Here is a 12351-nt window from a genome sequence, read left to right as displayed (position 1 = left end):
ACACGCGCGGTTGGGAGCGTCGTCATACGAGACGTATGACGGCGGTGCCGGTTACTTCGGCTGAGTGCCCAGCGTCAGGGTCATGTGACGGTTCACGTCTTTGTACAGCAGGTAGCGGAACGGGCCGGGGCCGCCGGCATAGCAGGCCTGCGGGCAGAACGCGCGCAACCACATGAAGTCACCTGCTTCGACTTCCACCCAGTCCTGATTCAGACGGTAGACAGCCTTGCCTTCGAGCACGTACAGGCCGTGTTCCATCACGTGCGTTTCCGCGAACGGAATCACGCCGCCCGGCTGGAACGTCACAATGTTGACGTGCATGTCGTGGCGCATATCCTGAATGTCGACGAAGCGCGTCGTGACCCAGCGGCCATCGGTGCCCGGCATCGGAATCGGCTCGACATCCTGCTCGTTCTTCACGAACGGTTCCGGATACGGCAGGCCCTCCACCGCCTGATAGTGCTTGCGGATCCAATGAAAGCGCGCGGTGCTCTGGCTGTTGTTGCGCAGTTGCCAGTCGGTCGCGGGCGGGATGAACGCGTAGCCGCCCGGCGTGAGCGTATTCGCCTTGCCCTGGATCGTGACGGTGATTTCGCCTTCCACGACGAACAGCACGCCTTCGGCCTTGTCGTCCTGTTCCGGCTTGTCGCTGCCGCCGCCGGCGCCGACTTCCATGATGTATTGCGCGAACGTCTCGGCGAAGCCCGATAGCGGACGTGCCAGCACCCAAAGACGCGTGTTGTCCCAGAACGGGAGATGGCTCGTGACGATGTCGCGCATCACGCCCTTCGGGATGACGGCGTATGCCTCGGTGAACATCGCGCGGTCGGTGAGCAGTTCCGTTTGGCCCGGATGCCCGCCATGCGGCGCGTAATACGTGGTCTTCGACATAGTGGTTGACTCCTGATGCTTTCTGATTTTTCTCCCCATCGTCCGTCGCCGGGCACCTTGGCCGCGTATCCGCGCTTGGGGGCGCGCACAGAACGCTTGTCCTCGGTGCGACGAACGCGTGCGATGCCGCCGCCATGCGCAGGCGTCGGCCCCGCGCATGACAGTCAGGTCGGGGTGGACCCTGCTGTGTCCCTGAGCAGAGCGGGATCGAGCGCGAGTTGCGCCGGACCGCCCCAATAACGTCCGTGACGAATGACTGCGCGCGCCGCCGGCGCCGCGGCGACGGCGGCCGCCGCATGCGGCGCGTCGAAGACGACGAAACTCGCTTCGTTGCCCACGTGCAGGCCGTAGTCGGCTTTACCGATCACGCGGGCGGCCGCCGTCGTCGCCATCTCCAGTGCGACGCGCAGGTCGTCGTCCGTGTAGAAACCCGATCGATAGCCGATGAGCATTGCGCGTTGCAGCATGTCGCCGTTGCCGTACGGCCACCAGCTGTCCTGAATGTTGTCGCTGCCCGTGAAGACACACACGCCCGCTTCGCGCAGGCGCAGAATCGGCGGGAAAGCGCGATCGCCCGGGGCGTTGGTCATGATGCAGACGCCGGCGTCGGCCAGCGCGCGGGCAATCGTATCGAGTTCGGCAGCTCCGATGTCGCCAAGGCCGTAGGCATGGCTCACCGACACGCGTCCCTGCAAGCCGCCGGCCTGCGTGCGCGACGCAATGCGATGCAATTGCGCCAGTCCGATGTCGCCGGGTTCATGCAGATGGATGTCGATCTTCGTGCCGTGTTTTTCCGCGATGCCGAAGATCACGTTCAACTGGCCGTGCGGATCGCCGTCGAGCGTGGTGGGGTCGATGCCGCCAATGACCTGCACCCCGGCGCGTACGGCGTCTTCCAGGACTTCGGCGGTGCCCGGGCAACTCATTACGCCCGCTTGCGGGAAGGCGACGAGTTCGATGTCGAGCCATTCGCGCCACTTGTCGCGCATGGCCATGACTTCGTTCAGGTGAGTCAGACCGGTACTCGCATCGACGTCGACATGACAGCGCATGGAAACCGTGCCGAACGACACCGTTTGCCGCATCAGCGCGTCGGCTCGCTGTGCCATCGGGGCCGCTGCCGCGATTTCCTGCTTCTCCGCCGCGAGGCGTTCACGCAGCGTGGTGGCGCAACGATGGGGGCGCCAGCGGTCGCCGACGAAGCTCTTGTCGAGATGGATGTGGCCGTCGACAAAACCGGGGAGCACCAGCTTGCCTTGCAGGTCGACGATTTGCGCGCCCGTGGCCTCGGGCATGTCCGGCATGGGGGCGCCGACGTAGGTAAAACGTCCGTCGCGCGTGGCAAGCGTAAGCGGATTGCCATCGGCGTCGACGGCGCCCTTGAAAATGCGATGATGACCGGAGGAACTCATGGAACGATCTCTGTGCTGCCCGGGCCCTCGCTGGCGCTGCGTTCCGTTTGGGTGGGCGCAGCCGCGCCGCGGGGTCTCTTAAGGTCTCTTAATGGAGCGAAATTGCGGAGTCAGACTTACAAGATAGCGAACCGGTCACACATCGACAAATTAAATATCAAAATGCGTGGCATTCGATTTTCGAATAGCTGACGCCAACCGGGCCGCGGCGCGCGCGAGAGACATTTGCGCAGGACAGGCGAGGGTGAGCCGGGGAACTGCGTTGACCCAGTGGACCGAGCGCAGCGAGTGGACAAGAGGCCCTTAGGGCACGACGATCCGCAGCGTCCATCCGAAGCGAGCGAGGACGGTAGCGTCGCGGTCCGTGACGATGGCATCGATTCCGAGATCCGCCGTGCCGCTGGCGACGACGTCCGCTTGCCAGTAGGCGTCGGGCGCCTCACGCGCGACGGCTTCCTGCGGTTTGCCGGGCTGCGGCGCGTAGCGCACGGCATGGTCTTCGACGTGCAGACGCAGATCGCCGAGTACCGCTTCGTCGGTCAGTGAAAGTTCCAACAGCACGGCATGTTCGCCGCGCATGGCGAGGGGCGTCCAGCGCAGTCGCAATCGCTCGCCCACCGGGACATCTATCGTCCATGTCGATGCGCGCACGCCGCGCAGCGCCTGCGCACCGGGCGCCAGGCAGTAGCAGGCGTCGCCGCCGACGTGGGACGTCCGATCGGCGTGGACGCACGAGCGGGACGAATCGGGCGAGTGGGACGAATCTGCGGGCGAGTCGAGCAGCGTCACCGTATCGATGACGAGCAAGGCGTCGGTGACGGCGGTGCTTTCGTCACGAGGGCCGCCACGGGTCGGTGCGTCGGACATGAGGGTTCCTTGCCGTGAGTGGTCGGCAGCGCCATCCGCCCCGCGAGCCGAAGCGAACCGGATGGCAAGCCTGTGTGACTCAATGGTTGCGAATGGTGATGAACGGGTCCCATTGATAGCAACCGCAGAGATTGCCGCCGCGGTCGAGGACCATGAACTGGAAGTGATAAGTCACGCGCCCGGTCTTGAGCGTCTCGCACGACCAGAAGTAGTTCGAGCATTGCTGCTTCTTCGGCTTGGTCGGGTCGGGCGGGTTCGGCACGGGAATCGTCACTTCGGCCTCGCGCGGCGACGGCGGCGAGATCAGTTCGTTGCCCTGATTGCCCACGAATTTGTAGAAGATGCACGATTGCTCGAAGCCAAGGGACAACGAGCATTCGCGCCACCGGATGACGTCGCCGACCGTGGCGGCGACGTCGAGTTCGCCGCCTGCCTGACCGCTGACCACATTGCCCTGCGTCACGATCATGAAGACGTGGTTGAAATTGATGATCGGGGGATTCGCCATGCTGGCGTTCCTGCCGTAACGGTCGACAATCGTCTTGGTGTCGATGCTGACCAGTACATCGGTGATTTGCGACATGTGTGTCTCCACGAAAGACTGGGTGAATGCCGTCGACCCGTGCCGGTGACGGCGCGCAAACGCTGGCAGATGCGCGTCGAAGAATGCAGGTCGACGAAAGCGAATCGAGGACCGGCATGACGTCGGGCGACGGCCGGCGACCGACGAAGGTCGACCGCATCGACCCTATCGTCCCTATCGACCGTCTTGCAGCGTTTCACCGCAGGAGCGTAGGAAGCGAAGGCAGGAAGTACAACCTCCTCAGGGAGCGCACTTTCAGTGACATTCCCGCGGCAGGGCGCGCCGTGTCTGGCGACGGCGCGCCAGAGTGTTGCTCACCAATCGGTAAATTGGAGCGGCGTGACTTAACTTGCCAATGCATGACGCGCGCCAACGCGAGACGCGAGTGAATGGGTGGGGAAGGGTGTGGGAAGGGTGTGGGAAGGGTGTGGGAAGGGTGTGGGAAGGGTGTGGGAAGGCGGCGCAGGTGTGAGAAGCCGGGCAGGGCGCGCCGGCGGGCGGCCCGGCAGAGGGCGCTCAGGACAGCTTACGGCTATGTTGCAGGCGTTCGAGCACGTGAATGCTCAGTCGCGCGGTGTGGCTGCGCATGGCGTTGTACGCGGCTTCGGCATCGGCGGCGAGCACGGCTTCGACGACACGTTCGTGTTCGTCGAACGACACCGTGAAGCGCTCTTCGACGTCGGACTGCGCGGCCCGGAAGGGAGCCAGACGTTCGCGATGGCTGTCGATGAGTGCCATGAGTGTCTTGTTCTGCGTACCGGCACTCAGCAACTGGTGGAACTCGCGATTGAGCGCGAGATAGCCCGCCTCATCGCCCGCATCCATGCACTGCTTGCTTTGGACGTGGATCATTTCCAGCTGTTTTTTCTGCATGGCGCTCATGCGCTGGGCGCTCAGACGGCAGCACAGGGCGTCAAGTTCGCACATCGCTTCGAGCATGTCGGACAAGTCGTCGACGCTGATGCTTGCCACGACACCGCCCTTGTGCGGCGTAAGTTCGATGAGGCCCCGGGCGTTGAGCTCGCGCAGCGCTTCGCGAATGGGTGTGCGCGACGCCTTGAAGCGCTCGGCCAGTGCGACTTCTTCCAGCTTTTGTCCCGGTGGCAGGCGCCCGTCGATGATCTCGCCCGTCAACACCCGGCAGATTCGTGCGGCAATGGTTTCGGCCATGCTTGTCTATCTCGCTCCGTGGATGCGTCGTTTTGACTGAATTGTATACATGCGGATTATACGAGTATTTTTTGCGTCTGTTCCCGTCCGGACGCCATACAGGACAAGATCTGGCGGGTGTTCACAACGGATTGGGAGATATGTGCATTCAAAAATACGTTTTTGAATGCAAACTGCTGAGATAGTATACATAAGCCAGTCGCCGGCCGTTGCCGGCGGGGCTTACTACCTCAATTGGAAGGAGACATACACCATGGCCAAACTGCGTCATATCGCGCTTTCCGTTCCCGATCCGTGGAAGGCGGCCGAGTTCTACATGCAGGCATTCGACTTCAGGAAGGTCGGGGAGACGGACTCTTCGCTCGCCCGGGGCGTGTATCTCTCGGATGGCGTCATCAATCTCGCGCTCTTGAACTATAAGAACGACGAAGCGGCCGGCGAGCGTGGACGCGAGTTCGTCGGCCTGCATCACATCGGGATCTGGGTGGAAGACGTCGAAGCCGCGCGCGCGAAGATCGAACAGGCGGGAGGGCGCTACTACATGGGCGAAGTGCCGGTGAAGAGCAACATCTTCTATGAGGTGAAGTTCTTCGATCCGAACGGCGTGATCTTCGACGTGACGGCGCACGGGTGGGGCGGCGCATCGAAAGACGGCACCGGTGCCGACAACGCGCCCAAGCTTCGTCACGAAGGCCTGCAAGCCGATCGCACCGGCCTCTGATCGCCGCGGCACATTCGCCGTCGTTCCTGCGCCAGTACCCCGCCGGTCGGCTCGTGCCGGCGGCGGCCACGATACACGGGGGGCATCAGGGGTAACCCGCTATAACAAAATAGCCTGTTTGTATAAAAAAATAGCAGTAGAAATTCAATTTCCTTGATATGTATAATTATTGCAAAGATTGTATACATACAACGGGCAAGCGGCAGACATCCTGGCGAATGACGAGGGGGCGCCGCGATTAAAACGAGAAATATCAGGAGACAGCATGAAGAAGCGAGTGTTGTGTGCATTGCTGCTGGGTGCAATGCAGGGCGGTGCGTATGCGCAATCTTCCGGGGGGGTGTCGCTCTCGGGTTTCATCGATCTGAATCTCGAGCAGTTGTGGGGGTCGGGGGCGAACGGCGGCAAGGTCACGAGAATGTCCAGCGGCGGGCTGAACAACTCTCGCTTCAATCTGAGCGGTTATGAAGAACTCGGCGGCGGCAACCGCGCATTCTTCACCTATGAACCGATGTTTACCGCCACGAATGGCGTGCAATCGGCGCAAGCGCGCCAGTCGTTTGTGGGGATCAAAGGCCCGTGGGGCGATCTGTCGCTGGGGCGTCAGTTCACGCCGTCGTACTGGATCGCGGGGTACGCCGATCCGAGCTGGGCGGCCGATTTCAGTATGGTCAATAACATGGAGTTCTTCTACGCGTCGTATCGCGTCGATAACGCCATTCAGTACAAGACGCCAAGCTGGTACGGCCTGAATGCGCGCTTCATGGCCACCACCGGTCTGGGCGACGGCACCCGCGCGGGACGCTTCTACTCCGCCGCGCTCGAATACCGCGGCGGCAACCTCTTTCTGGGTGCGGTCAGCGAATTGCAATACACGCGCGATATCTACTCGGCCAGTCAGATCCGGTCCTCGCGCGACAACTACTTTTCTGCAACGTACAAGTTCGGCAGCGTAGAGCCGACCTTGATCTATCACACGTACAACGGCTACTACGCCTATCCCCCGTACGTTGCATTCAACGTGCGCGGTTGGGACATTCAGGCCGGTGTGCGTTATGCGCTGACGGACCGTCATCGCTTCTACGCGAGCTTCGTCCACCGTCAGGACGACGACAACAAGGCGCTTTCGAACGCAAACGGTTTCGTCGTCGGCTACATGTACGGCCTGTCCAAACGCACCACGCTTTATGCCACTTACGCCCGTGTTCAGCACAGCAACGACACGCTCGTCCATTACCCGGTGACGTTCCAGGTCACGCCGACGGGCTCGCAAAACCCGTCGGGCGTGCAGTTGGGAATTCGTCACGCATTCTGAGCCTGCCATTGTGGCGATTCCGTTTTACCGCATCACACCGCCAGCGTCGGTGAGCGCGGGAGTCCCGCGCTGGCGAGAAGACTTTTGAGACGAAGGAGGAAGACATGTTTCGCAAGAACACCCTGGGCGTTCCTTTGACGGCAACCGCCGCCCTCGCCGCCCTCGCCACATGCGCCACGCTGACGACGCTTGCGGCTCACGCCTCGGCGCCCGACAGCGCGCAGGGGGCGCAGGCAGCGCAGGCGGCGCCGGTCGACGCACAGTCCTCGGGCACACCCGGCGCACCGAACCCCACGCTCATCAAGGATCCGTATCTGGCCGGATGGCTGCGTCTCACGCCGGAGCGCGAACCCAGGCCGCTCAAGCCCGGCGTCGACTATGGCATGGACCCGGCCACCGGCAAGTTCATCTGGCCGAAGGCTACTCCCGAAGTCCATACCGGACAGCGCTTCCCCGGCGAGCTGACGTCCTGGGATAAGAAGAGCTATGCGAAGAACGTGAAGGTGCTCGCGTTCTACCCCGGCGTCGACTCGCCATTTCACGCGTGGAACAACATTGCGGACTTCAACGGCAAGCGCTATCTGTACATCCACGATCGCGACTATCTGCGCATCATGGACGTGACCGATCCCGCAAACGGCAAAGTCGTGTATTCGAAGGGCGGTGTGTGGGGCCCGAAAGGATCGAGCGAGAAGTTCGACGCCGACAACGTTCAGGACTACCTCGGCGGCGCCACCATCGTGTGGAACAAGAAGCTCGGCAAGCCCATCCTCGTCGCGTCGTTCGAGATCGGCCGCTACGGCCTGATGCGCGACAAGTCGAAGCAGCCGGACAAGGTCGCTGCGCAACGCAATTACAACTCGCTCAAAGGCTTCAAGGTGTTCGTCATGGACGGCCCGCTGCCGTCCGACTGGAAGCTGATCGCCACGCGCACGACCGACTACCGGCATCCGGACGCCCCGGTCGGCCAGCAACAGGGTTCGGGCTCGCTCGACTCCCCCGAGTTCTACGGCGGCAAGTACATGATTCTCTCGTCCGCACCGGACGACAGCTACGCGCTCACCGAATACCCGAACTATCTCTACTCGCCGGGCTATCAGATATGGGACATGTCGGACCCCGCCAATCCGAAGTTCGTCTCGCAGATCTCGGTGCCGGGTCAGATTCTCGGCGACCCTGAACACGAGCAGGCCTATCTGCAAAATCCGCGCGCGGGCAATCGCACGTCGTGGATGGGCTCGCGCATGCCGATCTTCCTGCCCAAGCCGCTGGAACAGGGCGGCAAGGTGGGCTTCGGCGCAATGGGAGGTCTGGGACTGTGGTCGTTCGATCTGTCCGATCCGGCGCATCCGAAGGTGATGGGCAATGTGAATACGGCACCGAGCTTCGCGGGCACGGAGTACGACAACGCCGACGTGAGCCAGTACGAGCGCACAGGCTATGTATTCACCAGCGGCTATCCGATGAACCGCGATTGCTACGAGCCGTTCAAGGACATCTTCGTCGTCGACGCCCGCAATCCCGCGAAGATGAAGGTCGCGGCCAAGCTGCCGGAGCCGGAAATCCCGCAAGGCGCCCCGTTCACGAGCTTCTGTCAGCGCGGCGGCAATTACGGCCCGAAACGTTCGAATTCGATCGGTCAGCCCGGGACCTGGCGTCAGGGCATCGTGCCGTATTCGTACTACAACGCCGGCGTGCAGATCTTCGATGTAAAGGACCCCGCCAAACCGCGCATCGCCGGCTATTTCGTGCCGGGGCTGGCGGACGAGACGGAACTGCCGGTCTACACGCTGGGCAAGGGCGTATTTGCGATGTACACCGAATACGACCGCAACATCATGTGGGCTTTCACCGAGAACGGTGCCTACGCACTGTCGAGCCCGCTGCTGGGCGAGCCGGTGATGGGGGCGCCGGCGAAGCCCTGGCCGGCACGGTAAATCGCGTGGGCACGTAGGCACCCAGGTAATAAGGCCGAGCGCGTCCCACGGTCCTTGCGAACGACTTCACAGGGCCTCCAAAGCGTGAAGTGTTGAAGCGGGCAACCTCCGATGGTCTCCCGGTTGCCCGCTTCCTTTTTATTCCTGCGCTTTGCGATGTGCCGTGGCGTTGACGGCAGCCGGCAACGGCGCGCCTGCCAGATACGCGCGGACATTGGCCAGCAGCAAGTCGACCTGTGCCTGCAACGCGGCAGGCGAGCGGCCAGAGACGTGAGGCGTGAGCACCACGTTTTCCAGCATGCGCAGTGCCGAAGGCACCGTCGGTTCGTCCTCGAAAACGTCGAGTGCCGCACCGGCGATGACGCCGTCGCACAACGCTTCGATCAGGGCCGACGTGTCGACGACGCTGCCGCGCGCCACGTTCACGAGAAATCCGGAGGCCCCGAGTCGCGCCAGCACCTCGGCATTGACGAGATGCCGTGTCGCGGGACCGCCGGGGCACGCGAGTACGAGGAAGTCACTCGCATCGGCCAGTTCGCCGATGGTGTGGAAGTGTTGCCAGCGGCACCCGGGGCGAACGGTGCGTGCGTGATAACCGACGGACATCCCGAAGCCCTCGGCGCGCATCGCAATAGCGTGACCGATGTTGCCCAGGCCGACGACTCCGAGCCGTGCGCCGTGCAGTGTCGGGCGCGGCGCGCGATGTTTCGCCCAGCCTCCGGCTTTGACGGCGCGATCGAGCGTGATGAGCCCGCGCGATACCGCGAGCATCAGCGCCAGCGCGTGATCGGCCACGGTTTCGCCGTTCGTGTTGGGTGCATGCGCGACGGCGATACCGCGCCTGGCCGCCGCGGCTACGTCGATGCGCTCGTACCCGGCGCCGAAGGCGCACACGAGCCCGAGCTGCGGCAGCGCATCCATCTGTGCGGCGCTCAGACCGGTGGTGCCATTGGTGAGCACGACCCGAATGCGCCTGGCGATGTCGGACATGCCGGGCATGTCGAGGCGCAGGTCCGCCGCGTCGACGTCGTGAAGCCGCAGGCCAGCGGCGAACAACTGCGCACGGGCGAGCGGTTCGAGCGCAATGAGATTGAGCAGATCGAGCGGCAAGGGTGTGCCGTTCCTGGAATTCACGGAGTTCATCGAAGGTTAATCGCCTCGTTCGGATGGATTAAAAAATAAAATACAAATCTGTTGCTATGTATACATATGCTATGTATTGTGTTTGAACATAGCAATCAAAAAGACAGCCGATGCGCGGACGCGACATCGGTTCCCCGAGGGAAGACAAGGAGATAGGCGTGAGCTGGTTTGGAATCGCAACTTATGAATCGTTGGTCCCGGGCGCGGTCGCGGCACGTCGCACGGCGCTGGTGCAACACGGACGTCTGTACGATCTGGAGGCCGTTCTCGATCACATGGGCGCCGGGGCCGAGGACGGTGTCACGGCATCACGGGATTTAACGGCGCTGCTATCGGACTGGTACGTCCACGGCGAGGCGGTTTGTGCGGCGGTGCGCCGCGCCATCGAAGCGGGCGTGCCGGCCAGGGTCGGCGCGTTGGTCAGCGGCGAGTATCGGCTGTGCGTGCCGTATCAGCCGGGACGGATTTTTGCGACGGCATCCAACTTTTACGAGCACGCGGCGGAAATGGGCACCAAACTCGCGCCGCGCAGCGAAAGCTCGCCATACATCTTCATGAAAGCGGAGACGAGCGTGACGGCGAGCGGCACGGACGTCGTGCTTCCGCCGAATGCCGAGCGCGTGGACTGGGAGGTCGAGCTGGCCGTGGTGATCGGCCGTCCCGGGCGCCATATTCCGGCCGCGCAGGCGCATGAGTGGATCGCGGGCTACACCGTCATCAACGACGTGAGCGCCCGGGATCTGAACCGCCGCACCGACTATCCGTTCACGCACGACTGGTTTCGCGGCAAGAGTTTCGATACCTTCGCTCCTCTGGGGCCGTGGTTTGTGCCGCGCGACGTCATTCGCGACCCCCAGAATCTGCGCATGACGCTGTCTGTGAACGGCGAAACGATGCAGAACGACACGACGGCAGGAATGATCTTCAACATTGCAGAGCAGATCGCCTACCTGTCCGACATTCTGACGCTCAAGCCCGGCGACCTGATCGCCACGGGCACGCCGACGGGCGTCGGTATGGGACGCGGCGTGTATCTCAAGGCGGGTGACGTGATGGTGGCGGGCATCGAAGGCATTGGCGCCATCGAGAACCGTGTCGTGGCACAGCGCAAATAACAAGGGCCGCTCATGGGGCGGCCGGAAGGAGACAGCAATGCAGCAGTGGCAGTGGACCAGACGCCGGTGGGCGGCGCGCGTATATGCCGGTGTATGTGCCGGTGTATGGGCCGGTGTATGGGCCGGTGTATGGGCCGGTGTATGGGCCGGCGCCGTCGGCACCATCGGTGCGATGGCGTTGTGGGCGAGCCCTGTCGCCGCCCAGGAGAAGGTGAAGTTCAACCTCTCGTGGCTGCCGCAGGGCAGCACTGGCGGCGTGCTCGTCGCGATCAACAAGGGATACTACCGCGAGGCGGGGCTGGAGGTCTCGGCCATCGTCGGTCACGGGGGGCAGCGCACGGTCAACGAAGTCGATCAGGGGCTGTTCGAGTTCGGCTACGGCGATCCGATCAGCGTGATGCTCAACCGCGCGCAGGGCGGCAAGACGAAGATGGTCGGCTCGATCAACACCGTATGGCCCGGCGCGATCTGCTATCTGGCCAAGCCCGGGCGAAAGATCGCCGGGCCGGCCGACCTCAAGGGGATGTCGATGGGCGGCGGTGGCGCGTCGCCGTTGCAGAACATCGTACCCGCCTGGCTGCAAGCCAACGGTCTGCCGCCGACGTCGATCAAGCTGCTGCGCCTCGATCCGTCGACGATCAATCCGTCGTTCCTGCAAGGACGCGTCGATCTTACCGAATGCTGGGAAGGCGCGAATCTTCCCGTGCTCAAGTCGCTGGCCGCGAAGCAGGGGCGCGAGATCGGATCGTTGCGGTATCGCGACTTCGGTCTGGACATGGTCGGCAACGGCATTGTCACCACGGAAAAGATGATCGAGCAAAAGCCCGACGTGGTGCGCCGCTTCGTGCAGGCGACCTATCGCGGCTATGCGTGGATGCGCGATAACCCGGAGGCGTCGGCGGGCGTGATTGCCTCGCAATACCCCATGCTCGACAAGCAGGTCATGGTCGAACAGATCCGTCAGATCGGCGCGTTGGAGGGGGATCGCGAGACGAAGGGACACAAGCCGGGCTGGCTGCCGGTGCCGCGCATGGAGGCCACCGCCAGATTCGTGCGCGAGGCTTTCCATCTGGCGCCCACGCTCAAAGCGACCGACATCTATACCAACCAGTTCGTCGAGTGAGCGGCGAACCCGTGCCGAACGGGCTCCCGGTCGAACGGAAACGGACCCGAACCGATGCAATGCAAGGAGTGCAG

Annotated in this window: 11 protein-coding genes; 5 read left to right on the top strand and 6 right to left on the bottom strand. The window is 63.1% G+C overall.

Annotated features, from left to right (window positions below; genetic code table 11):
* Positions 1-51: 51 nt before the first annotated feature.
* The 5 genes from AB870_RS11625 to AB870_RS11600 all read right to left on the bottom strand — a co-directional run bounded on the left by AB870_RS11625 (position 52) and on the right by AB870_RS11600 (position 4923).
* The gene (locus tag AB870_RS11625; RefSeq protein ID WP_047904839.1) at positions 52-891 is read right to left on the bottom strand and encodes a bifunctional allantoicase/(S)-ureidoglycine aminohydrolase; all 840 of its coding nucleotides are present in this window, start codon (positions 889-891) and stop codon (positions 52-54) included.
* A gap of 164 nt (positions 892-1055) precedes the next feature.
* Positions 1056-2303 (bottom strand): amidohydrolase family protein, encoded by a 1248-nt coding sequence (locus AB870_RS11620; RefSeq protein WP_047904838.1) that lies wholly within the window; start codon positions 2301-2303, stop codon positions 1056-1058.
* Positions 2304-2606: 303 nt separating this feature from the next.
* Complete coding sequence (locus AB870_RS11615) at positions 2607-3170, bottom strand: hypothetical protein (RefSeq protein WP_047904837.1); 564 nt, start codon at positions 3168-3170, stop codon at positions 2607-2609.
* Between the two features lie 79 nt (positions 3171-3249).
* Positions 3250-3753, bottom strand: a complete 504-nt coding sequence (locus AB870_RS11610; RefSeq protein ID WP_047904836.1) for an inclusion body family protein — start codon at positions 3751-3753, stop codon at positions 3250-3252.
* A gap of 516 nt (positions 3754-4269) precedes the next feature.
* Entirely contained in the window at positions 4270-4923 is a 654-nt protein-coding gene (locus AB870_RS11600) for a GntR family transcriptional regulator (protein ID WP_044455870.1), read from the bottom strand.
* 253 nt (positions 4924-5176) lie between these two features.
* Here AB870_RS11600 and AB870_RS11595 point away from each other — a divergent pair, with 253 nt between their 5' ends.
* From AB870_RS11595 to AB870_RS11585, 3 genes are all read left to right on the top strand, one after another.
* The gene (locus tag AB870_RS11595) at positions 5177-5644 is read left to right on the top strand and encodes a VOC family protein (protein WP_047904834.1); all 468 of its coding nucleotides are present in this window, start codon (positions 5177-5179) and stop codon (positions 5642-5644) included.
* 265 nt (positions 5645-5909) lie between these two features.
* Positions 5910-6959 (top strand): porin, encoded by a 1050-nt coding sequence (locus AB870_RS11590; RefSeq protein ID WP_047908101.1) that lies wholly within the window; start codon positions 5910-5912, stop codon positions 6957-6959.
* A gap of 104 nt (positions 6960-7063) precedes the next feature.
* Positions 7064-8896, top strand: a complete 1833-nt coding sequence (locus AB870_RS11585) for an LVIVD repeat-containing protein (RefSeq protein WP_047908100.1) — start codon at positions 7064-7066, stop codon at positions 8894-8896.
* A gap of 138 nt (positions 8897-9034) precedes the next feature.
* On the opposite strand, the gene AB870_RS11580 is transcribed toward AB870_RS11585, so the two are convergent.
* Positions 9035-10039, bottom strand: a complete 1005-nt coding sequence (locus tag AB870_RS11580) for a 2-hydroxyacid dehydrogenase (protein ID WP_047904833.1) — start codon at positions 10037-10039, stop codon at positions 9035-9037.
* Positions 10040-10197: 158 nt separating this feature from the next.
* On the opposite strand from AB870_RS11580, the gene AB870_RS11575 reads away from it, so the two are divergent.
* Together AB870_RS11575 and AB870_RS11570 are read left to right on the top strand one after the other, a co-directional pair.
* Positions 10198-11154, top strand: a complete 957-nt coding sequence (locus AB870_RS11575; protein ID WP_047908102.1) for a fumarylacetoacetate hydrolase family protein — start codon at positions 10198-10200, stop codon at positions 11152-11154.
* 37 nt (positions 11155-11191) lie between these two features.
* Positions 11192-12277, top strand: coding sequence for an ABC transporter substrate-binding protein (locus AB870_RS11570; RefSeq protein WP_084663599.1), 1086 nt, complete (start codon positions 11192-11194; stop codon positions 12275-12277).
* Positions 12278-12351 lie beyond the last annotated feature (74 nt).

Origin of the sequence: Pandoraea faecigallinarum, from assembly GCF_001029105.3 — a bacterium.
GTDB classification, from domain to species: domain Bacteria; phylum Pseudomonadota; class Gammaproteobacteria; order Burkholderiales; family Burkholderiaceae; genus Pandoraea; species Pandoraea faecigallinarum.
Note: the sequence above shows the minus strand (reverse complement) of the source record. Positions and strands in the feature narration are given on the sequence as shown.

Coding starts and splice junctions, on each gene's coding strand:
- AB870_RS11570 (WP_084663599.1), top strand. CDS start 11,192: ATGCAGCAGTGGCAGTGGACCAGACGCCGGTGGGCGGCGCGCGTATAT.
- AB870_RS11620 (WP_047904838.1), bottom strand. CDS start 2,303: ATGAGTTCCTCCGGTCATCATCGCATTTTCAAGGGCGCCGTCGACGCC.
- AB870_RS11580 (WP_047904833.1), bottom strand. CDS start 10,039: ATGAACTCCGTGAATTCCAGGAACGGCACACCCTTGCCGCTCGATCTG.
- AB870_RS11590 (WP_047908101.1), top strand. CDS start 5,910: ATGAAGAAGCGAGTGTTGTGTGCATTGCTGCTGGGTGCAATGCAGGGC.
- AB870_RS11610 (WP_047904836.1), bottom strand. CDS start 3,753: ATGTCGCAAATCACCGATGTACTGGTCAGCATCGACACCAAGACGATT.
- AB870_RS11595 (WP_047904834.1), top strand. CDS start 5,177: ATGGCCAAACTGCGTCATATCGCGCTTTCCGTTCCCGATCCGTGGAAG.
- AB870_RS11600 (WP_044455870.1), bottom strand. CDS start 4,923: ATGGCCGAAACCATTGCCGCACGAATCTGCCGGGTGTTGACGGGCGAG.
- AB870_RS11625 (WP_047904839.1), bottom strand. CDS start 891: ATGTCGAAGACCACGTATTACGCGCCGCATGGCGGGCATCCGGGCCAA.
- AB870_RS11615 (WP_047904837.1), bottom strand. CDS start 3,170: ATGTCCGACGCACCGACCCGTGGCGGCCCTCGTGACGAAAGCACCGCC.
- AB870_RS11585 (WP_047908100.1), top strand. CDS start 7,064: ATGTTTCGCAAGAACACCCTGGGCGTTCCTTTGACGGCAACCGCCGCC.